This is a genomic window from Cellulomonas phragmiteti (assembly GCF_016862775.1).
In the GTDB taxonomy this organism is placed as follows: domain Bacteria; phylum Actinomycetota; class Actinomycetes; order Actinomycetales; family Cellulomonadaceae; genus Cellulomonas; species Cellulomonas phragmiteti.
Genome location: NZ_BONP01000011.1, coordinates 17,452 through 37,728 on the forward strand (window position 1 = coordinate 17,452; position 20,277 = coordinate 37,728).

Consider the following 20,277-nt stretch of genomic DNA (forward strand, 5'->3'; position numbering starts at 1 on the left):
AGGGCAGCCTAGTTCACGGCCCTGTGGCACCGGTGACGCGCACGTGCGCGACGTCACCGGCGAGCACGTGGTGCACCGTGCCGTCGCCCGCCCGGACGAGGAGGGCCCCGTCGTCGGCGAGACCCGTCGCGGTCCCGACGAGGTCGGTGCCGCTCGGCAGCTCGACGCGCACGTGCTGCCCGAGGGTGGAGCACACCGAGGCCACCTCGTCGACGAGCCCCGCAGCAGCGGCGTCCCCGTCGTGCTCCGACCACCGCTGCGCCACCTCCTCGAGCGCACGGACGAGCGCGACGAGCACGTTCCCGCGGTCGGCCGACCGGGCTCCCGCCAGCGCGAGCGACGTCGCCCACGGCACCGGCAGCTCCTCGGCTCGCTGGTCGACGTTGACACCGATGCCCACGGCGACAGCGGGGACCTCCGGGACGGCCCGGGCCAGGATGCCGGCGACCTTGCGCGTCGTCCCCCACCCGTCGAGGCGCGGGGCCGCCGCCCCGAGGTCGACGAGGACGTCGTTGGGCCACTTGAGGACGGCCGCGACACCCGCCGTCGCGCGCAGCGCCCGCACCGTGCCCAGCCCCGCGAGCAGGGGCAGCCACCCGTAGGTCGCCGGGCCGGACCGGGGGCGTGCGACGAAGGTGCAGGCCAGGGCCGAGCGCGGGGGCGTCGTCCAGGTCCGGCCCGCCCGCCCGTGGCCGGCGGTCTGGTGCTCGGCGACCAGCAGGCTCGCGTGCGGCCACGCGTCCGGGTCGGTGCTCAGCGCGGCGACCACGTCGTCGTTGGTGGACCCGACCTCGTCGACGACGTCGAGCCGGGCGAGGGGTCCCGCGGGGGCGAGCAGCAGCTCGCGCAACGTGTCGACCTCCAGGGGCGGGCGCGCGGTCATGCCGCCATCATGGCGCAGCCCGCCCGGCCGGCACCCCCCGGGAAGGGAGCGGGGGCGGTTCTTGTCGGGTCCCCACAGGCGCCTCGGGGCAACACGGTCGGCGGGGTGCACGGTGCTGGTGGACGTGCACAACTAGCCTCGTCGGGTGACCCAGGACGACCCCACCGCGCTCAGCGTCCCGACGGACCCCGCCCCCACCCCGCCCCGCACGACGGCGGGGCTGCTCGACGACCTGCGCGCGCGCCGCGCCGCTGCGGTCGACGAGGCCGAGCAGAACGCCGTCGCCAAGCAGCACGCGCGCGGCAAGAAGACGGCCCGCGAGCGCATCGAGGCGCTGCTGGACCCCGGCTCGTTCGTCGAGCTCGACGCGTTCGTGCGGCACCGCTCGACGAACTTCGGGCTCGACCGGAAGCGGGTGGCGGGCGACGGCGTGGTCGTGGGCCACGGCACCGTCGACGGGCGCCCGGTGTGCGTCTACTCGCAGGACTTCACGGTCTTCGGCGGGTCGCTCGGTGAGGTGCACGGCCAGAAGATCACCAAGGTCATGGACCTCGCGCTGCGCACGGGCGTGCCGCTGGTCGGGATCAGCGACGGCGGCGGCGCGCGCATCCAGGAGGGCGTGGCCGGCCTCACGCAGTTCGCGGAGATCTTCCGTCGCAACGTGGCCGCGTCCGGGGTGATCCCGCAGATCAGCCTGATCCTGGGCCCGTCGGCCGGTGGCGCGGTGTACTCCCCCGCGCTGACCGACTTCATCGTCATGGCCGACGGCACGTCGAACATGTTCATCACCGGCCCCGACGTGATCCGCGCGGTGACCGGCGAGGACGTCGGCTTCGAGGAGCTGGGCGGCGCGACGACGCACTCGACGCGCTCCGGCGTCGCGCACTACATGGCCTCCGACGAGGACGACGCCATCGACTGGGTCCGCACGCTCCTGGCGTACCTGCCGACCAACAACCTCGCCGAGCCGCCCGCGTACGCGCACGAGGCGGACCTCGAGGTGACCGACGACGACCGGGTGCTCGACACCCTGGTGCCGGACTCCGACAACCAGCCGTACGACATGCACACCGTGCTCGAGACGGTCCTCGACGACGGCAGCTTCCTCGAGGTGCAGTCGCTGTACGCGCAGAACGTCGTCGTCGGGTTCGGGCACGTCGAGGGGCACCCCGTCGGCATCGTCGCGAACCAGCCGATGCAGATGGCGGGGACGCTCGACATCAACGCGGCCGAGAAGGCCGCGCGGTTCGTGCGCACGTGCGACGCGTTCGGGATCCCGGTGCTGACGTTCGTCGACGTGCCGGGGTTCCTGCCCGGCACGGACCAGGAGTGGAACGGCATCATCCGCCGCGGCGCCAAGCTCATCTACGCGTACGCCGAGGCGACGGTCCCGCTCGTCACGATCATCACGCGCAAGGCCTACGGCGGCGCGTACATCGTCATGGGCTCCAAGCAGCTGGGGGCGGACGTCAACCTCGCGTGGCCGACCGCGCAGATCGCCGTCATGGGCGCCGGTGGCGCCGTGAACATCCTGCAGCGGGCCGCGCTGAAGTCCGTCGCGGACGCCGGCGGCGACGTCGACGCCGAGCGCCGGCGGCTCACCGACGAGTACGAGGACGCGATCGTCAACCCCTGGGACGCCGCCGACCGCGGGTACGTCGACGACGTCATCGAGCCGTCAGCGACGCGCGGCCAGGTGGTGCGCGCGTTGCGGCTGCTGCGCAGCAAGCGGGCGAGCCTGCCGCCCAAGAAGCACGGGAACATCCCGCTGTGACCGACGTCGGGAGCGCCGCATGAGCCACGAGGACCACGGCCACCACGGCCAGGACGAGCACCCGGACGAGCACGACCCCGCGTCGCACGGCCGCGAGCCGCTGACCGGCGTCGACGCCGGCGACCTGCGCGCGACGGTCGACGAGCTGAGCGCCGCCCTGCACGCCTACGTCGAGACGGCGGTGGGCGTCCGGGCGGAGTTCGGTGCGCGCGAGGCCGACGAGGACCCCCGCGTGCTGGCGCTCGAGGCACGCGTCGGCGGCCTCAACGCCCGGCTGTACGACCTGCTGCACGCGCGCCTGGGCCTGCACGCGGACCTCACGGGCATGACGTGGGACGACGGCGACGCCGACGCGGACTCGCCCGTGGAGCCGGGCGCCCACGACACGTTCCACCTCGGGTTCGTCGTGGAGCTGCCGCCGACGCTCAGCGACCTGACGCTCGACGCGGTCATCGACCTCGTCGACGACGGCGGTGCGCAGATCGCCCACGCCCTCACCGAGCGCGGGTACGTCGTCGGCGAGTGGGGCGCGGGGCGCGGGGCACCGGTCCTCCTCGAGGACGACGAGGACGACGAGGACGAGCGGTGAGCGCCGGGCACGAGGACGCGGGCGCCGGCGGGCGCCGGGACGCGCACGTGCAGGTCGTCCGGGGTGCACCCGACGACGACGAGCTCGCGGCGCTGGTCGCCGGGCTGGTCGCGGCGGCGGCGGGGCGGACCCCGCAGGACGAGGACACCGACGCGCCCGCGCGCGCGGCACGCGCCCGGTGGGTCGCACCGGGACGGTTGCGCGGGGCGCACGTCCCGTCCCGCGGTCCGGACGCGTGGCGGTGGAGCCTGCGCGCCTGACGCATAGGGTGCTGCGGTGACGTCTCCTGCCACCTCCCCCCGTCCTGTCAGCCCCGTCGACGCCGTCGCCGACACCTACGTGGCCACGCTGGCCCGGCTGAACCCCCTCGGTGCGACGTACCTCGGTGTCCCGGGGCACGAGCGGGAGATGACGGACTTCTCGCCGGACGCCGCGGCCGAGCGCGCCGCTGCCGCCCGGTCGGCGCTGCTGGCGCTCGAGGGTCTCGCGCCCGCCGACGACGTCGACGAGGTCACGGGCGCCGCGATGCGGTACGCGCTGGGGACCGAGCTGGACCTGCACGCCGCCGGGGAGAACGAGCGCCTGCTGAACAACCTGGCGTCCCCCTCGCAGCAGGTCGTGGAGATCTTCGACCTCATGGCCACCGACACCGAGCAGGCGTGGGACGACGTCGCGGCGCGCCTCGCCGCCGTGCCCGCGGCCGTCGCGTCGTACGTCGCGTCGCTGCGGACCGCCGCCGCGCGCGGTGACGTCGCCGCGGTCCGGCAGGTCGAGGCCGTGATCGGGCAGGCGCGCGAGGTCGCCGACCCGCAGCAGTCGGCCTTCACGCGTCTGGTACAGGGTGACGACGCGCGTCGCGTGCTGGGCGAGGGCCACCCCCTGCGGGCGGACCTGGACCGTGCCGCGACTGCCGCCCGCGAGGCGTACGCGGACCTCGCCCGGGTGCTGGCCGACGAGCTGGCCCCGCACGCGCCGCAGGAGGACGCGGTGGGCCGCGAGCGCTACGCGCTGTGGTCGCGGCACCACGTGGGCGCCGCCCTCGACCTCGACGAGACGTACGCGTGGGGGCTCGAGGAGCTCGCGCGCGTCCAGGCCGAGCAGACGGCCGTCGCGGCGCAGGTCGCGGGGCCGGGGGCGAGCGTCCAGGACGCGGTGGCGCTGCTGGACGCCGACCCGGCCCGGCAGCTGCACGGCACCGACGCGCTGCAGGCGTGGATGCAGGCGACGTCCGACGCCGCCATCGACGCTCTCGACGGCACGCACTTCGACATCCCGGCGCCGGTGCGGACCCTCGAGTGCCGGATCGCGCCGTCGCACACGGGCGTCATCTACTACACGGGCCCGAACGACGACTTCAGCCGACCGGGGCGCATGTGGTGGTCCGTCCCCCACGACGTCACGTCGTTCTCGACGTGGCGCGAGCGCACGACCGTCTACCACGAGGGCGTCCCGGGGCACCACCTGCAGATCGCGCAGGCCGTGTTCGAGCGCGCGACGCTCAACTCGTGGCGCCGGCTGGCCGCGTGGACGTCGGGCCACGGTGAGGGCTGGGCCCTGTACGCCGAGCGCCTCATGGCGGACCTGGGGTTCCTCGACGACCCGGGCGACCGCCTCGGCATGCTCGACGGGCAGCGCCTGCGGGCCGCGCGCGTCGTGTTCGACCTGGGCATGCACCTGGGCCTGCCCGCCCCGGCCGAGGTCGGCGGCGCGTGGACGCCGCAGTCGGGCTGGGAGTTCCTGCGGGCCAACGTCAACATGCCCGAGTCGATGGTGCGGTTCGAGTACACCCGCTACCTCGGCTGGCCGGGGCAGGCGCCGTCGTACAAGGTCGGTCAGCGGCTGTGGGAGCAGACGCGTGACGCGGCCCGCGAGGCGGCCACCTCCCGCGGCCAGGTCTTCGACGTGCGGGACTTCCACGCGCGTGCGCTCGCCCTGGGGTCGGTGCCGCTCGACGTGCTGCGCACCGCGCTCGCGGGCTGACGGCGAGCCGGCCGGTCCCGTCGGGGCCGGCCGGCGCCGGGACGAGCAGCTGGACGAGCAGCTAGACGAGCAGCTAGACGAGCAGCGTCCAGCCGTACCGCGCGAAGACGACCGCGGCGAACAGCACGAGCACGGCGACGGTGACGAACCAGTCGTTGCCCGACGCGACGAACCGCCGGCCCCACGGGCCCCAGCGTCCCGGCAGCTTGAGGTGGCCGTCCCTGACGTTGATCCGGGTGATGCCGACCCACACCAGCGTGGTCGTCACCGTGATGAGCAGGCACCACGGGCACAGCGCCTTGATGACGAAGAAGGACTGCTGGAACAGCCACCAGGCGAACACCAGCCCGGCGGTGTAGATGGCCTGGGCGCTGAGCATGAACCAGCGGGGGAAGATCACTCCTCCGGCCATCGCGACGGCGACCGTGATGACGATGGCCTCGGCGGCGATGCCGAGGAACGCGTTGGGGAACCCGAAGAGGTCCGCCTGCCAGCTGCCGCCGACCGTGCTGCAGGAGATGACCGCGTTGAGGTCGCAGCTCAGCGCGGCGGTCGTGTCCGTCGCCTTGGCCACGGCGATCGGGATCGCCTCGATCGCGAGCACGAACGAGGTGTACAGCCCGATCAGTCCCGAGACGATCATCTCGATCGCGGTCCGGCGTCGCCAGGGCAGCGGCGCGGGGCGCAGCAGGTCCGGGTCGTCGTCGACGAGGTCGTCGGGCAGGTCGTCGAGCGCGTCGTCGTGCTCGTCGACACCGTCGACACCGTCGACGTCGCGCACGTCCTGCGTGGTCTCCTTCACCGTGGCCTCCTCGCCCCTGCGGTCGGTCGCGCCATTCTGCCCTGCCGACCTGTGCACCGGGCAGGGCCGACGTCCCGTCCGTCCCGGTCCCCGCGGCCGCCCGCGCCGGAGTCCGGGCCGCGGGCGGAGACGCGGGCGCGCGGCGGCTAGGGTCGGCCCGTGACCCGTCTGCTGCTCGCCTCCGCCTCCCCCGCCCGCCGCGCGACGCTCGACGCCGCGGGGCTGGCCCCGCTCGTCGCGGTGTCGTCGGTCGACGAGGACGCCGTCCTGTCCGCCGCGCGCGAGCGCTTCGGGGACCTCGAGCCGGAGGACGCGGTGCTGCTGCTCGCGCAGGCGAAGGCCGAGGACGTCGCCCGTCGCCTCGACGACCTCGACGTCGCGGGCTGGGAGGACGACGAGGACGTCGTCGTGCTGGGCTGCGACTCGATGCTGGAATTCGACGGGCAGGTCCTCGGCAAGCCCGCGGACGCCGACGACGCGCTCGCGCGCTGGCGCGCGATGCGCGGCCGGACGGCCGTGCTGCACACCGGGCACTGGCTGGTCGACGAGCGCGACCCGTCCGACGGCGGCACCCGCGCGACCCTGGGGGCGACCGCGTCGACGACCGTGCACTTCGCGGACCTGTCCGACGAGGAGGTCGCCGCGTACGTCGCGACGCGCGAGCCCCTGGCCGTGGCCGGTGCGTTCACCGTCGACGGCCTGGGCGGCCCCTTCGTCGAGCGCATCGAGGGCGACCACCACAACGTGGTCGGCGTGAGCCTGCCGCTGCTGCGCCACCTGCTGTCGGACATCGACCTGACGGTGCCGGCACTCTGGCGGCGCTGAGCAGGGCCGCGGTGCGGCCGACGCGCGGGCGGGTGGTGGATTCCTACAAGAGCCGCCCCGAGCAGGTTGAAGGTTGCCTCAGTCTTGCGCCGCCGTCCGCGGCGAGGCCCGGGAGGACCGCGCTCGCGCGCTACGGTGAGCCGTGCCTCTCATGACCAAGGTCCTTGTCGCGAACCGCGGCGAGATCGCCGTCCGCATCGCCCGCGCCTGCCGCGACGCCGGTGTCGCCTCCGTCGCCGTGTACTCCGACACCGACCGCGACGCCCTGCACGTGCACGTCGCGGACGAGGCGTACGCGCTCGACGGGGCCCGCGCGGCCGAGACGTACCTCGACATCGCCAAGCTCCTCGACGTCGCCCGCCGCTCCGGCGCCGACGCCGTGCACCCGGGCTACGGGTTCCTCGCGGAGAACGCCCAGTTCGCGCAGGCCGTGATCGACGCCGGCCTGGTGTGGGTGGGCCCGCCCCCGGCGGCGATCGAGGCCCTCGGTGACAAGGTCAGCGCCCGGCACATCGCGCAGCGCGCCGGTGCGCCGCTGGTGGCCGGCACCCCCGAGCCCGTGGCCGACGTGTCGGAGATCCACGCGTTCGCCGCCGAGCACGGCCTGCCGATCGCCATCAAGGCGGCCTTCGGCGGCGGCGGGCGCGGCCTCAAGGTCGCCCGCGAGGCCGACGAGATCGACGAGATGTACGAGTCGGCCGTCCGCGAGGCGGTCGCGGCCTTCGGGCGCGGCGAGTGCTTCGTCGAGCGCTACCTCGACCGCCCTCGCCACGTCGAGACGCAGTGCCTGGCCGACGTGCACGGCACGGTCGTCGTCGTCTCGACGCGCGACTGCTCGCTGCAGCGCCGCCACCAGAAGCTCGTCGAGGAGGCGCCGGCGCCGTTCCTGACCGACGAGCAGAACCGCACGCTCGTCGCGGCGTCGCAGGCGATCCTGCGGGAGGCCGGGTACGTCGGCGCCGGGACCTGCGAGTTCCTCGTCGGCGTGGACGGCACGGTGTCGTTCCTCGAGGTCAACACCCGGCTGCAGGTCGAGCACCCCGTGAGCGAGGAGATCAGCGGCATCGACCTGGTGCGTGAGCAGCTGCGCATCGCCGCCGGGGAGGCGCTCGGCTACACCGAGGTCACCACCCGCGGGCACTCCCTCGAGTTCCGCATCAACGGGGAGGACCCGGCCGCGGGGTTCCTGCCCGCACCGGGCCGCATCAGCCGCCTGCGGTTCCCGTCGGGACCGGGCGTGCGCGTGGACTCCGGCGTCGTCGAGGGCGACTCCGTCTCCGGCATGTTCGACTCCATGATCGCCAAGGTGATCGTCACGGGCGCGACCCGGCGCCAGGCGGTCGAGCGGGCACGGCGCGCGCTCGCCGAGCTCGAGGTCGTCGGCATCCCGACGGTCGTGCCCTTCCACCGGGCCGTGCTCGACGCCGAGGCGTTCGTCCCCGCCGACGACGCGCAGCCGTTCTCGGTGCACACGCGGTGGATCGAGACCGAGTTCGCCGCGACCGTGGCCGGGCTCAGCGGCACGCCCGCACCGGCACCCGACGAGGAGCAGCTGCCCGACGCGGCGCTCGAGCGGGTCGTCGTCGAGGTGGGCGGCAAGCGGCTCGAGGTCGTCCTGCCGGCCGCGCTCGGCCTGGGACGCGGCGGCGGGCCGGGCGCCGGGCGCCTGGGGACCGGCCGCGCGGGCGCGGGTCCGCGCCGCACGGCCCGGCCGCGGGCCGCGCGTGCGGGGGGCGCCAACGGCACGGTGCTGGCCTCCCCGATGCAGGGCACGATCGTCAAGGTCGCCGTCGCCGACGGCGCGCAGGTCGCCGAGGGTGACCTGGTCGTCGTGCTCGAGGCCATGAAGATGGAGCAGCCGCTGCTCGCCCACCGGGCCGGCACCGTCCGGTCGCTGACCGCGGGCGTCGGGTCGAGCGTCAGCGCGGGCGGCGCCATCTGCGAGATCGTCGGCTGACCCGGTCCCGCCCGTGACTGGCACGACGCAGCGGCGCCCCGGGGACGGCTGGGTCGCCTGCGCCTGCGGACGGCGGCACTGGGGTCTGCACGGCGCGGCCGGTCTGCTGCTGGCGCGGCGGGACGCGACGGGACACGCGACGCACGTCGTGCTGCAGCACCGCGCACCGTGGTCCGACCAGGGCGGCACGTGGGGGTTGCCGGGCGGCGCCCGGGAGCCCGACGAGGACGCCGTGCAGGCCGCGCTGCGCGAGGCGCGCGAGGAGGCGGGGGTCGAGCCGCACGTCGTCGCCGTCCGGGGCGAGCACCTCCTGCAGCACCCCGACTGGTCCTACACGACCGTGATCGCGGACGCGGTCGCGCCGTTCACGCCCGCGGCCACGGACGCCGAGAGCATCGCGGTCGCCTGGGTCGCCCTCGACGAGGTCGTCGACCGTCCGCTGCTCACGGCCTTCGCCGACGCCTGGCCGCTGCTGCGCACGCGTCTCGACGACTGACCGCACCGCGTCAGCGGCAGGCCCGGTCAGTCCTCGCCGCGCTGGTGCAGCATGCGGGCGACCTCACCGATGGTCCCCGACATCGACGGGTACACGGTCGACGCCTCGGCGACCTCGTCGGCGGTGAGGCGGTGCGTGACGGCCAGCGTGAGCGGGAAGATCGACTCGCTCGCCCGGGGGCCCACCACGACGGCGCCCAGGACGGTGCCTGTCCCGGAGTGCGCGAAGATCTTCACGAACCCGTCGCGCACGCCCAGCATCTTCGCGCGCGGGTTGCGCGACAGCGGCAGCATGCTCGTCCGGTAGTGCGTGCCCATCGCCTGCAGCCGCGTCTCGGACAGGCCGACGGTCGCGATCTCGGGCGCCGTGAAGATGTTCGCGGAGATGCCGCGGAGCGCGAGCGGGCGCACCGCGTCCCCCAGCGCGTGCGACATGGCGATGCGCCCCTGGGTGGCGGCCACCGACGCCAGCGGCAGCACGCCCGTGCAGTCGCCGGCCGCGTACACGCCGCGCACGTTGGTCCGCGAGACCTTGTCGACCTCGATGTGCCCCGACGGCGTCACGCGCACGCCCGCCGCCTCGAGGCCCAGGTCGCGCGTGGTCGGCACGGAGCCGACCGCGAGCAGCACGTGCGACCCCTCGACCGTGCGGCCGTCCTCGAGCGTCACCACCACACCGGCGGCCGTGCGGCGCGCGGCCGCCGCCCGTGCACGGGACATGACGGTCATGCCGCGCTGGGTGAACACGCGCTCGATGAGCTCGGCGGCGTCCGCGTCCTCACCGGGCAGCACACGGTCCCGGCTGGACACCAGCACCACGTCCGCGCCGAGCGAGGTGTAGGCACCGGCGAACTCGGCGCCCGTCACGCCCGACCCGACCACGATCAGCCGCTCCGGCAGCTCGGTGAGGTCGTACATCTGCGTCCACGTGAGGATGCGCTCGCCGTCGGGCCGCCCCTCGGGCAGCACGCGGGGTGTCGCGCCGGTCGCGAGCAGGACGACGTCGGCGGTCAGGACGTGCTCGCGCCCGTCCTCCGCGGTCACCGCCACGTGCTCCGCGTCGACCAGCCGCCCGGTGCCCGCGATCACGTCGACGCCCTCCCGGTCGAGGCGACCGCGGATGTCCGCGGACTGCGCGGCCGCGAGGGCCTTGACGCGCGCGTTGACGGCAGGCATGTCGATGCGGTGCCGCAGCGCGGCCGCGGCGGGCGCGCCGCCCTCCGGGGCGGCCGCTCCGTCCGCCAGACCGTCGAGCCGGATCCCGAGCTCGGGGGCGCGGTCGGCGATGGTCATCCACTCGGCCGTCGCGATGAGGGTCTTCGACGGCACGACGTCGGTGAGGACCGCCGAGCCCCCGAGACCCGCCCGCTCGACCACCGTCACGTGCGCGCCCAGCCGCCGGGCGACCAGCGCCGCCTCGTACCCGCCGGGGCCGCCGCCGACGACCACGACGCGGCCGGCAGCGGGCGCGTCGGGGGCGTCGCGCACGGTCGACGCGGCGGTGGGTGCCGGCACGTGGGACTCGTCGGGGGTCGCGGCGGTCTGCTCACTGGTCACGGCACCATCCTGCCCGGCGCGGGCGTGGTTAGCCTGTTCCCCATGAGTGACGTCTCCCCCGCCCGCGACCTGACCGGCGGCGCCGTGCCCGACCTCGACGACCCGACGACCGACCCGTTCGACGTCGCCCGGCTCGCGGCGGAGGTGATCGCGCGCCGCACGGGCGTCGAGAAGCACGACGTCGCGCTCGTGCTGGGGTCCGGGTGGGGCGGCGCGGCCGACCTGCTGGGCGAGACGGTCGCGGAGCTGGCCAGCCACGAGGTGCCCGGCTTCTCGCGGCCCGCCGTCGCCGGCCACGTCGGCACGCTGCGCTCGGTGCGGATCGCGGGCGACGGCGACCGGCCCGACCGGCACGCCCTGGTGCTCGGGTCGCGCACGCACCTGTACGAGGGCCGCGGCGTGCGGCGCGTCGTGCACGGGGTGCGGACGGCGGCGGCGGCCGGGGCCTCGACGGTCGTGCTGACCAACGGGTGCGGCGGCCTGAACCCCGCCTGGGGGCCGGGCACGCCCGTGCTCGTCCGCGACCACCTCAACCTCACGGCGACGTCGCCGCTCGAGGGAGCGACGTTCGTCGACCTCACGGACCTCTACTCGCAGCGGCTGCGTGCCGTGGCGCGCGAGGTCGACGCGTCGCTGGACGAGGGCGTGTACGTGCAGTTCCCCGGCCCGCACTACGAGACGCCGGCCGAGGTCGCGATGGCCGGGCGCCTCGGAGGCGACCTCGTCGGGATGTCGACGACGCTCGAGGCGATCGCCGCGCGGCATGCCGGCCTGGAGGTGCTGGGCATCTCGCTCGTCACCAACCTGGCCGCCGGCATCAGCCCCGAGCCGCTCGACCACGCCGAGGTCCTCGCCGCCGGCCGCGCCGCCGGCCCGCGGATCAGCGCGCTGCTCGCGGAGGTCGTCCGACGGTTGTGAGGTGCGCGCGCCCGACGCTGCCGCGGCGGTGCCCCACCAGTAGGTTGGAACCGTGAGCACCACCGACCACGACGACGTGCTCCGCGGGGACGCCCCGCCGGCAGCAGAGACAGCCGAGCCCGCGGACGCCGCCCCGGACGACTGGGAACGCCTGGTCGCCCAGGTCGAGGACTGGATCGCCGACGACCCCGACCCGGTGACGGCGGACGAGCTGACCCGGCTGCTGCGGACGGCGCGGCAGACCCCGGAGCCGGGGGCGACCGAGCCGCTCGCGGACCTGGTGCGCACCGACGCGGACGCCGCCCGCGCCGACCTCGCCGACCGGTTCTCCGGCCTCCTGCAGTTCGGCACGGCGGGCCTGCGCGGTGCGCTCGGCGGCGGGCCCCACCGCATGAACCGCGCGGTCGTGATCCGCGCCGCGGCCGGGCTGGCGGACTTCCTGCTCGGCGAGCTGGAGGGTGCGTCGCCCGCACCGCGGGTCGTCGTCGGGTACGACGCGCGCCACAACTCCCACCGGTTCGCGCTCGACACGGCCGCGGTCATGACGGCTGTCGGCATCGAGGTCCTGCTGCTGCCGCGCCCGCTGCCGACACCGGTGCTCGCGTCGGCGGTGCTGCGGTTCGACGCCGACGCGGGGGTCATGGTCACCGCGTCGCACAACCCGCCGCAGGACAACGGCTACAAGGTGTACCTCGGTGGCCGGATCGTGACGGACGCCGGACGGGGTGCGCAGATCGTGCCGCCGGCGGACGCGGCGATCGCGTCCGAGATCGCGCACGTCCCGTCGGCGGCGTCGGTGCCGCGCGCGGCCTCCGGCTGGACGGTGCTCGGCGAGGACGTCGTCGAGGAGTACGCGCGCCGGGCCGCGGCCGTCGCGCCCGGCGGCGACCCGGCCGCCCGGTCCCGCCTCAAGGTCGTGCTCACCCCGCTGCACGGGGTCGGTGGGGCCCTGACGCAGGACGTCCTGCGCCGCGCGGGCTTCGGGGACGTGACGCTCGTCGCCGAGCAGGCCGAGCCCGACCCCGACTTCCCCACCGTCGCGTTCCCCAACCCCGAGGAGCCGGGCGCGACGGACCTCGCCCTCGCGCTCGCCTCGTCGCTGCGCGCGGACCTGGTGGTCGCGGTCGACCCGGACGCCGACCGGTGCGCCGTCGCGGTCCTGGACCCGCGCGCGCACGTCCCGGCCGTCGGGCCGCAGACCCCGCAGGCCGACGGCTGGCGCATGCTGACCGGTGACGAGGTCGGCGGCCTGCTGGGCGCGGACGCGGCGCACCGGGCGCGGGCGGCCCGCTCCACCGCGGGGACGCGGCCCACGCTCGCCAGCTCGATCGTGTCGTCCCGCCTGCTCGCGGCGGTCGCCGCCGACGCCGGGCTGCACTTCACCCCGACCCTCACCGGGTTCAAGTGGCTCTCCCGCGTCGACGGGCTCGTCTTCGGGTACGAGGAGGCCCTCGGGTACTGCGTCGACCCCGCCCACGTGCGCGACAAGGACGGCATCTCCGCGGCGGTGCGGGTGTGCGACCTGGCGGCGCGGCTCGCTGCGCAGGGGCGCACCCTGGTGGACGCGCTCGACGACCTGGCCCGCGCCCACGGGCTGCACGCGACCGGCCAGGTCAGCGCCCGCTTCACCGACCTCAGCCGGATCGGCGCGACCATGGCGGCGCTGCGGGAGCGGCCGCCGACGCACCTGGCCGGCTCCCCCGTCGTCGAGGTGGTCGACCTGGCCGCCGGCACGGAGGACGACCGGGGCGGGTTGCCGCCCACGGACGGCCTGCGGCTGCTGACGGCGGACGGGACGCGGGTCGTCGTGCGCCCGTCGGGCACGGAGCCGAAGGTGAAGGCGTACCTCGAGGTCATCGTGCCGGTCGCCCGCGACGCGGACCGCGCGGCCGTCGACGCCGCCCACACGACGGCGCGTGCGCGCCTGGACGAGCTGGCGGCCGACGTGCGCGCGGCGCTGGGCCTCGACGGGGGCTGACGGCCTCAGCCTGCGCGGGCGCAGCGGACCTGCGGGACCGCCAGCGCCGCGTCGCCCTCGGCCGTGCCGTTGAACCCGAACGTCACGCTCGCACCGTTCGCGATCGACCCGTTCCACGACAGGTTCTCGGCGGTGATGGTGCTGCCGCTGCGCGAGAACTCCGCTCCCCACGAGTCCGCGATCTCCAGGCCGGGCGGCTGGGTCCACGTGAGGATCCACCCGTGCACGCCGGAGGTCGTCGCGGTGACCGTGATCTGGGCCTGCATCCCCCCGGGCCACGAGCCGGCCACCTGGTAGGTCGCCGTGCAGGCGCCCGCGGGGACGGCCGCCGGCGGGGGTGCCACGCCGGGCGACGACGCCGGCGGCGGGGGCGCCGGCGGCGCGGCGGCGGGCGGGGTCGTCGACGCCGGCGGCGGGCCCGCGGGGGCCGTCGGCGTGGGTGTGGCCGTCGCGCCGGGAGTCGGCTCGAGCGTGGGTGCCGCGGTCGCCACGCCCTCGCTCAGGGTGGTCTCACCCGCCACGAACGGCGTGACCACCGGGTTGACGTCGGTGTCGACGGCCGCCGGGTCGCACACGGCGCCCGCCCGGTACGACGTGTACGCGCCCGCGTCGCACGTGAACCCCACGACCGCGTCACCACCCACGAGCACCTGGCCGGACAACCGCGCCGTGCCGCGGACGACCGCGACGTCCCGCACGACCACGTTCCCCGTCAGCTCGGCACCGGACTCCACCCAGGCCCGGCCCTCGAGGCGCACGCCCGGACCGACGCTGGCGTCGCCCCGCACCACGGCGCCCGCGGCGACGTGGGCGGCCGGGTCGACGTCCGCCGTGTCCGCGACCCAGCCGCCGCCGCTGGGGTGCCGGTGGCCGCCCGCCACGGGCGCCACCTCGGCCGGGTCGACCACGGCGGCGCCCGCGACGCGGAACTCGTACGGGTAGCGGGTGGTCTGCGCGAACCCCGTGGCCCCCGACGGCACGACCTCGGTGGGCGTCGCGGTCACGACGAGGTACACCTGGTCCTCGCCCGGGCGCAGCGCGAGCCGCACCTCGCCGTCGACCGCCTCGGTGACCGGGCTGTACCGGGGCCCGTCGGGTCCGACGGCGACGAGCCCGAAGCTCCAGCCCGGGTGGGCGCCCGCGAGCGCCTCGGCGTGGCCCCGGACCCGCACCCGGACGTCGGTGCCCGACCCGTCGGGTTCCAGGCGCACCACGGTGTACCCGTACGCGGCCGGGGCGAACGTGCCCGTCACGCGGTGGTGGCCCGGGTCGTCCGGCACCGCCTCGGCGGGGGTCGTGCGGTGCGCCGCGAGGACCGGGTCGAGCTGCGCGAGCAGCGCGCCCGGCGCGTCCGTCCCGGTCACGTCGGCCACGGCTGCGCGCATCGCGTACTGCGCGACGCGGCGGTTGAGCGCGGAGGGGTCGGACAGCGTCAGGCGCGCGTACGCCCCCAGCACGTGCTCGGTGTCGAGGGACTGGGTCCACAGGTCGTGCAGGAGCGTCGGCGCGGACCGCTCGGCCAGGTGCTGCAGGAGGAGCCAGCCGGCCGCTCCGTGGCGCGGGCTGCCCCAGGCGAGCTGCGGCGCCAGGACGTGGTCCGAGACGTCGGCGTGCTCGTCCGGGACCGCGAGGGTCGCCAGGTAGGCCGAGGCGGCCGTGCGCAGCGTGTCCGCCGACCCGTCCGTCAGCCCGTGCCCGGGGTGGGCGGCCTCCGTCAGCCGCTGCAGCGCCTCCGCGACGCCGCGCGCGAGCTCCCAGGGGGTCCCGGTCGGCACCTGCAGCCCGGCGGCGGGCGACGTCGCGGCGTCGGCCGACGCGGCCTCAGCACCGTCGCGGGGCGGCGCAGCGGCGACCTCCGGCGTGGCCGACGCGGCCACCGCGGCGCCCGGGTCGAGGGACGGTGCGAGCACCGTGGGGTCGACGTGCAGCATCGCGACGCCGCCGACGACGGCTCCCCGCGTGAGCGGGCGGGCTTCCCCCGTCGTCGACAGGCCGCCGTCGACGGGCTGCACCACCGCTCCCGCCGGGGGCGCGCCGGGCCCCGCGGACCAGGTGCCGTCGACGACCACGAGGAGCTTGCGCGACGCGAGCGGCCCGTCCGGAGCGCCGAGGCCCACGACCCCGACGCCGAGCGCGTGCAGCGCCTCGAGCTGCGCGACGACGACGTCCGGGTCGAACCGCAGGCTCTCGGGCGCGGACGTCGGGTCGGGACCGAGCCGGTCGCCCCAGGCGAGCGCCACGTGGTCACCCTCACGCACGTGCGCGCTCTGCCACGCGACGCGCCAGCCCTCGGGCACGACGAGGTCCGGGGAGTCGCCCGCCCGGGGCCCGAGCGCCGAGGCGAGGACCGCACCGAGGGCGAACGCGACGACGAGCGCCACGACGAGGGTGCCGCGCCTGATCCGGCCCATGCCGCGTGCGTCTCCTCCCCGCGGGTGCGCACGCCGTCGGGTCGTCGGACCGGGTGCACCTGCTCGTGACCTACCTGGGTCGTCGGCCACGTTGCGAGTCGAACCGGACGACCGTCCACCATCGTCCGACCTCGCGGCCCAAGTCAACGCCCGATTCGTCCGGATCGCCGAGCATTCACCCGCCCGGACACCGAATTCTCACGCCCCTCTCATCACGGAGGGCCGATCCGGGTCCTCTCAGTAGCCCTCGTCGGCCGCGACCCCGGCGAGCACGGCCGCGGTGCCCGACAGCCCCAGGCGCGTCGCACCGGCCTCGAGCATCGCGAGGGCGTCGGCCGCCGTCCGCACGCCGCCCGAGGCCTTGACGCCCAGCCGGCCCCCGACCGTGCGGGCCATGAGCCGGACCGCGTGCACCGTCGCGCCACCGGCGGGGTGGAACCCGGTCGAGGTCTTGACGAAGTCCGCGCCCGCGGACTCGGCGGCCCGGCACACGGCCACGATCTCGTCGTCGGTGAGCGCGGCCGACTCGATGATGACCTTGAGCACCGTCGGAGCGGGGGCCGCGGCGCGCACCGCCGCGACGTCGCGCTCGACGTCCTCGAACCGGCCCTCCTTCGCCGCTCCGACGTCGATCACCATGTCGACCTCGTCGGCGCCGTCGCGCACGGCACGCGCCGCCTCGGCGGCCTTGACGTCGCTGTGGTGCTTGCCCGACGGGAACCCGCAGACGGTCGCGACCAGCAGGTCCGGCGAGCCGTCCAGACCCACGGGGACCTCCAGCGGCAGGAACGACGGCGACACGCACACCGAGTACACCCCGAGCCGCACGCCCTCGGCCACCAGCGCCTCGACGTCCGCGCGCGTCGCCTCCGGCTTGAGGAGCGTGTGGTCGACGTGCCGGGCGAGCGCCACCGCGTCGAGCGGGGTCGGCTGGGTCGTGTCGTCGGTGGTCATGCGCGGTGCCTCCCGGGGCGTGCGGTGCCCGGCGTGCTCGCCGGGCGGACGATGCGGTCGACCAGCGCGCGGCGCTCGTCGTCGTGCAGGAACGTGTGCCGCGCGGCCGTGACCGTGACGTCGACGACGTCGTCGAGCGTCCAGCCCGCCTCGCGGACCAGCAGGGCCAGCTCGCGCGACAGCGACGTCCCCGACTGCAGGCGGTTGTCGGTGTTGACCGTGACCTCGAACCCGGCCCGCCGCAGCGACGTCACCGGGTGGTCGGCGACCGACGTCGCCGCGCCCGTCTGGAGGTTGGACGACGGGCACACCTCGAGGGGGACGCGGCGGTCGCGCACCCAGTGCGCGAGGAGCCCCAGGCGCCACCCGCCGCCCGGGACGGCGTGCACGTCGTCCGCCACGCGCACACCGTGCCCCAGGCGCACGGCGCCCGCGACGTGCAGCGCCTCCGCCAGCGAGTCCAGCCCTGCCGCCTCGCCCGCGTGCACGGTCGTGGGGAAGCACGCGTCGCGCAGCACGCGGAACGCGCCCGCGTGCCGCGAGGGCGGGAACCCGTCCTCGGGCCCGGCGATGTCGAACGCCACGACCCCGGCGTCCCGGTTCGCCAGCGCGAGCAGCGCGATCTCACCCGACCGGTCCGCCTGGCGCATCGCCGACAGCACCTGGACGACCCGGATGTCGTGACCGTCCGCGCGCGCGAGCGCCTCGCCCTCGGCGAACCCCTCGCGCACGGCGTCGACCACCTGCTGCAGCGTCAGGCCGCCCTGCAGGTGCTGCTCGGGCGCGTACCGCTCCTCGGCGTACACGACCCCGTCGGCCGCGAGGTCGAGCACCGCCTCCCGGGCGACGCGCCGCAGGCCGTCGGCGGACTGCATGACCGCGAGCGTGTGCACGAACGTCTCGAGGTAGCGCGGCAGCGAGCCCGAGCCCGCGGCCTCGACGAACCACCGGCCCAGGTCCTGCGGGTCGGTCGTCGGCAGGTCGTGCCCGACCTGGGCGGCGAGCTCGACGACCGTCGCGGGCCGCAGCCCGCCGTCGAGGTGGTCGTGCAGCAGGACCTTCGGCAGCGCGCGCAGCGCCGCGTCGAGGTCCACCGGTTCGTCGGGAGGGGTCACGCGTCGGGGTCCTCGTCGTCGAGCGGGACCTCCACGGACTGCTCGACCACGTCGGCCTCCTCGGCCAGCCCGTCGCGGTCGGCGCGCGGGAAGTCGGGCACGTGCTCCTCGGCGTCGTGCTCGCCGGGGACGTCCGGCGACACGTCCGTCAGCCGCAGGGGCACGTCGGGGTCGACCGGGGCCAGCCCGGCGTCACGCCAGGACTCGGGTCCGGGGACGGTGCTCATGGCTCCTCCTGGAAGGTGGTCGGTCGTCGGCAGGACGTTCCTCATCGTGGCCTCCGGCTGCGGGGGCCGCGACCGGTGCGGGACGGGTCAGCCCGCCGCCACCCGGTCCAGCACGAGCGCGGGCCGCCGGCCCGCGACCCCCTGCGGGTCGACGACGACACCGCCGGTCAGCGCCTCGTGCGCCCGCGCGAACCGCTCGGGCGTGTCGGTGTGGAGCGTCAGCAGCGGCTGTCCCGCCCGGACCGTGTCGCCGGGACGCGCGTGCAGCTCGACGCCCGCGCCGGCCTGCACCGGGTCCTCCTTGCGCGCACGGCCGGCGCCGAGCCGCCAGGCCGCGACGCCGACGGCGTACGCGTCGAGGGCCGTCAGGACGCCGTCCCGCTCGGCGCGCACCTGCTCCTGGTGGCGCGCGACCGGCAGCGGCGCGTCCGGGTCGCCGCCCTGCGCGGCGATCATCCGACGCCAGACGTCCATCGCCCGGCCGTCCGCGAGCGCGGCCGCCGGGTCGGCGTCGGGGCGTCCGGCCGCGTCGAGCATCTCGCGCGCCAGCGCGACGGTGAGCTCGACGACGTCCGCGGGACCCCCACCGGCGAGGACCTCGACGGACTCACGCACCTCGAGCGCGTTGCCGGCCGTCAGGCCCAGCGGCGTCGACATGTCGGTGAGCAGCGCGACGGTGTGCACGCCCGCGTCCGTGCCGAGCTCGACCATCGTGCGCGCGAGCTCCCCGGCGCGGTCGGCGTCCTTCATGAACGCGCCCGACCCGACCTTGACGTCGAGGACGAGCGACCCCGTGCCCTCGGCGATCTTCTTGCTCATGATCGAGCTCGCGATCAGGGGGATCGCCTCGACCGTGCCCGTGACGTCGCGCAGCGCGTACAGCTTGCGGTCCGCCGGGGCCAGCCCGGACCCCGCGGCGCAGATGACCGCGCCCACGTCCTCGAGCTGGCGCATCATCTCGTCGTTGCTCAGCGCCGCACGCCAGCCCGGGATCGACTCGAGCTTGTCGAGCGTGCCGCCCGTGTGGCCCAGACCCCGCCCGGACAGCTGGGGCACCGCGACGCCGAACACCGCGACGAGCGGCGCGAGCGGCAGCGTGATCTTGTCGCCCACCCCGCCCGTCGAGTGCTTGTCGGACGTCGGGCGCGACAGGCCGGAGAAGTCCATCCGCTCGCCGCTGGCGATCATCGCGCCCGTCCACCGCGCGATCTCCGCGCGGTCCATGCCGTTGAGCAGGATCGCCATCGCGAGGGCGGACATCTGCTCGTCGGCGACGACGCCCCGCGTGTACGCGTCCAGGACCCAGTCGATCTGGGCGTCGCCCAGCCGGTGCCCGTCGCGCTTGGCGACGATGACGTCGACCGCGTCGAACTGCTCGCTCATGCCCCTGCCTCCTCCGCGTCGGTCCCGCGCTCGGCGAGGTCGGCGGGCCCGAACGCGTCGGGCAGCACCTCGCTCATCGGGCGGACCCCGCCCACCGTCTCGACCAGCAGACCCGGCCCCCCGTGCTCGAACAGCAGCTGACGGCAGCGCCCGCACGGCATGAGCACGTCGCCGTGCCCGTCGACGCACGTGAACGCGACGAGCCGCCCCCCACCGCCCACGTGGAGCATGGAGACGAGGCTGCACTCCGCGCACAGCCCCACGCCGTACGACGCGTTCTCGACGTTGCAGCCGACGACCACGCGGCCGTCGTCGACGAGCGCGGCCGCGCCCACGGGGAACCGCGAGTACGGCGCGTAGGCGCGGGTCATGACGTCGCGGGCGGCGGCGCGCAGGCCGTCCCAGTCGACGGTGGTGGTGGTCATGTCG

18 protein-coding genes are annotated in these 20,277 nt (G+C 75.9%); 9 read left to right on the forward strand and 9 right to left on the reverse strand.

The genetic code is table 11. From position 1 onward, the window contains the following. Window positions 1-13: 13 nt before the first annotated feature. Window positions 14-883, reverse strand: a complete 870-nt coding sequence (locus tag Cph01nite_RS10670; protein ID WP_203673994.1) for a biotin--[acetyl-CoA-carboxylase] ligase — start codon at window positions 881-883, stop codon at window positions 14-16. Window positions 884-1,028: 145 nt separating this feature from the next. Here Cph01nite_RS10670 and Cph01nite_RS10675 point away from each other — a divergent pair, with 145 nt between their 5' ends. From Cph01nite_RS10675 to Cph01nite_RS10690, 4 genes are read left to right on the forward strand one after another with little or no spacing between them, the layout of a single operon-like run. Next, window positions 1,029-2,657 carry an acyl-CoA carboxylase subunit beta gene (locus Cph01nite_RS10675; protein WP_203673996.1) on the forward strand — a complete coding sequence of 543 codons (1,629 nt, stop codon included), beginning with the start codon at window positions 1,029-1,031 and terminating at the stop codon, window positions 2,655-2,657. A 19-nt stretch (window positions 2,658-2,676) separates the two neighbouring features. Next, window positions 2,677-3,246: a hypothetical protein gene (locus tag Cph01nite_RS10680; protein WP_203673998.1), complete on the forward strand. Its 570-nt coding sequence runs from the start codon at window positions 2,677-2,679 to the stop codon at window positions 3,244-3,246. Further along, window positions 3,243-3,506 (forward strand): acyl-CoA carboxylase epsilon subunit, encoded by a 264-nt coding sequence (locus Cph01nite_RS10685; RefSeq protein WP_203674000.1) that lies wholly within the window; start codon window positions 3,243-3,245, stop codon window positions 3,504-3,506. Before Cph01nite_RS10680 ends, Cph01nite_RS10685 begins: the two co-directional genes overlap by 4 nt. A gap of 16 nt (window positions 3,507-3,522) precedes the next feature. Next, the gene (locus Cph01nite_RS10690; protein WP_203674002.1) at window positions 3,523-5,226 is read left to right on the forward strand and encodes a DUF885 domain-containing protein; all 1,704 of its coding nucleotides are present in this window, start codon (window positions 3,523-3,525) and stop codon (window positions 5,224-5,226) included. 73 nt (window positions 5,227-5,299) lie between these two features. Here the strand turns inward: Cph01nite_RS10690 and Cph01nite_RS10695 are convergent, their stop codons facing one another. Continuing rightward, window positions 5,300-6,028 carry a vitamin K epoxide reductase family protein gene (locus Cph01nite_RS10695; protein ID WP_203674004.1) on the reverse strand — a complete coding sequence of 243 codons (729 nt, stop codon included), beginning with the start codon at window positions 6,026-6,028 and terminating at the stop codon, window positions 5,300-5,302. A gap of 159 nt (window positions 6,029-6,187) precedes the next feature. On the opposite strand from Cph01nite_RS10695, the gene Cph01nite_RS10700 reads away from it, so the two are divergent. The 3 genes from Cph01nite_RS10700 to Cph01nite_RS10710 all read left to right on the forward strand — a co-directional run bounded on the left by Cph01nite_RS10700 (window position 6,188) and on the right by Cph01nite_RS10710 (window position 9,306). Continuing rightward, entirely contained in the window at window positions 6,188-6,853 is a 666-nt protein-coding gene (locus tag Cph01nite_RS10700) for a Maf family protein (RefSeq protein WP_203674006.1), read from the forward strand. 151 nt (window positions 6,854-7,004) lie between these two features. Then, complete coding sequence (locus Cph01nite_RS10705; RefSeq protein ID WP_203674008.1) at window positions 7,005-8,810, forward strand: acetyl/propionyl/methylcrotonyl-CoA carboxylase subunit alpha; 1,806 nt, start codon at window positions 7,005-7,007, stop codon at window positions 8,808-8,810. 13 nt (window positions 8,811-8,823) lie between these two features. Continuing rightward, the gene (locus Cph01nite_RS10710; protein ID WP_203674010.1) at window positions 8,824-9,306 is read left to right on the forward strand and encodes an NUDIX domain-containing protein; all 483 of its coding nucleotides are present in this window, start codon (window positions 8,824-8,826) and stop codon (window positions 9,304-9,306) included. A gap of 26 nt (window positions 9,307-9,332) precedes the next feature. Here the strand turns inward: Cph01nite_RS10710 and Cph01nite_RS10715 are convergent, their stop codons facing one another. Then, window positions 9,333-10,820, reverse strand: coding sequence for an NAD(P)H-quinone dehydrogenase (locus tag Cph01nite_RS10715; protein ID WP_373307565.1), 1,488 nt, complete (start codon window positions 10,818-10,820; stop codon window positions 9,333-9,335). Between the two features lie 84 nt (window positions 10,821-10,904). On the opposite strand from Cph01nite_RS10715, the gene Cph01nite_RS10720 reads away from it, so the two are divergent. Both Cph01nite_RS10720 and Cph01nite_RS10725 read left to right on the forward strand, forming a co-directional pair. Continuing rightward, a complete protein-coding gene (locus Cph01nite_RS10720) occupies window positions 10,905-11,780 on the forward strand; it encodes a purine-nucleoside phosphorylase (RefSeq protein WP_203674014.1) in 876 nt (291 codons plus the stop codon). Window positions 11,781-11,931: 151 nt separating this feature from the next. Next, a complete protein-coding gene (locus Cph01nite_RS10725) occupies window positions 11,932-13,758 on the forward strand; it encodes a phospho-sugar mutase (protein WP_203674129.1) in 1,827 nt (608 codons plus the stop codon). Between the two features lie 5 nt (window positions 13,759-13,763). Here Cph01nite_RS10725 and Cph01nite_RS10730 read toward each other — a convergent pair whose 3' ends face one another. From Cph01nite_RS10730 to Cph01nite_RS10755, 6 genes are all read right to left on the reverse strand, one after another. Then, window positions 13,764-16,169, reverse strand: a complete 2,406-nt coding sequence (locus Cph01nite_RS10730) for a DUF6055 domain-containing protein (RefSeq protein ID WP_203674016.1) — start codon at window positions 16,167-16,169, stop codon at window positions 13,764-13,766. 237 nt (window positions 16,170-16,406) lie between these two features. Then, window positions 16,407-17,123, reverse strand: a complete 717-nt coding sequence (gene deoC / locus Cph01nite_RS10735) for a deoxyribose-phosphate aldolase (protein WP_203674018.1) — start codon at window positions 17,121-17,123, stop codon at window positions 16,407-16,409. Next, complete coding sequence (locus tag Cph01nite_RS10740; protein WP_239069190.1) at window positions 17,120-18,238, reverse strand: adenosine deaminase; 1,119 nt, start codon at window positions 18,236-18,238, stop codon at window positions 17,120-17,122. Before Cph01nite_RS10740 ends, deoC begins: the two co-directional genes overlap by 4 nt. Then, window positions 18,235-18,465 carry a hypothetical protein gene (locus Cph01nite_RS10745; RefSeq protein ID WP_203674020.1) on the reverse strand — a complete coding sequence of 77 codons (231 nt, stop codon included), beginning with the start codon at window positions 18,463-18,465 and terminating at the stop codon, window positions 18,235-18,237. Before Cph01nite_RS10745 ends, Cph01nite_RS10740 begins: the two co-directional genes overlap by 4 nt. 87 nt (window positions 18,466-18,552) lie before the next feature. Beyond that, window positions 18,553-19,848, reverse strand: coding sequence for a thymidine phosphorylase (locus Cph01nite_RS10750; RefSeq protein WP_203674021.1), 1,296 nt, complete (start codon window positions 19,846-19,848; stop codon window positions 18,553-18,555). Then, the gene (locus tag Cph01nite_RS10755; protein WP_203674023.1) at window positions 19,845-20,273 is read right to left on the reverse strand and encodes a cytidine deaminase; all 429 of its coding nucleotides are present in this window, start codon (window positions 20,271-20,273) and stop codon (window positions 19,845-19,847) included. Before Cph01nite_RS10755 ends, Cph01nite_RS10750 begins: the two co-directional genes overlap by 4 nt. Window positions 20,274-20,277: the final 4 nt, after the last annotated feature.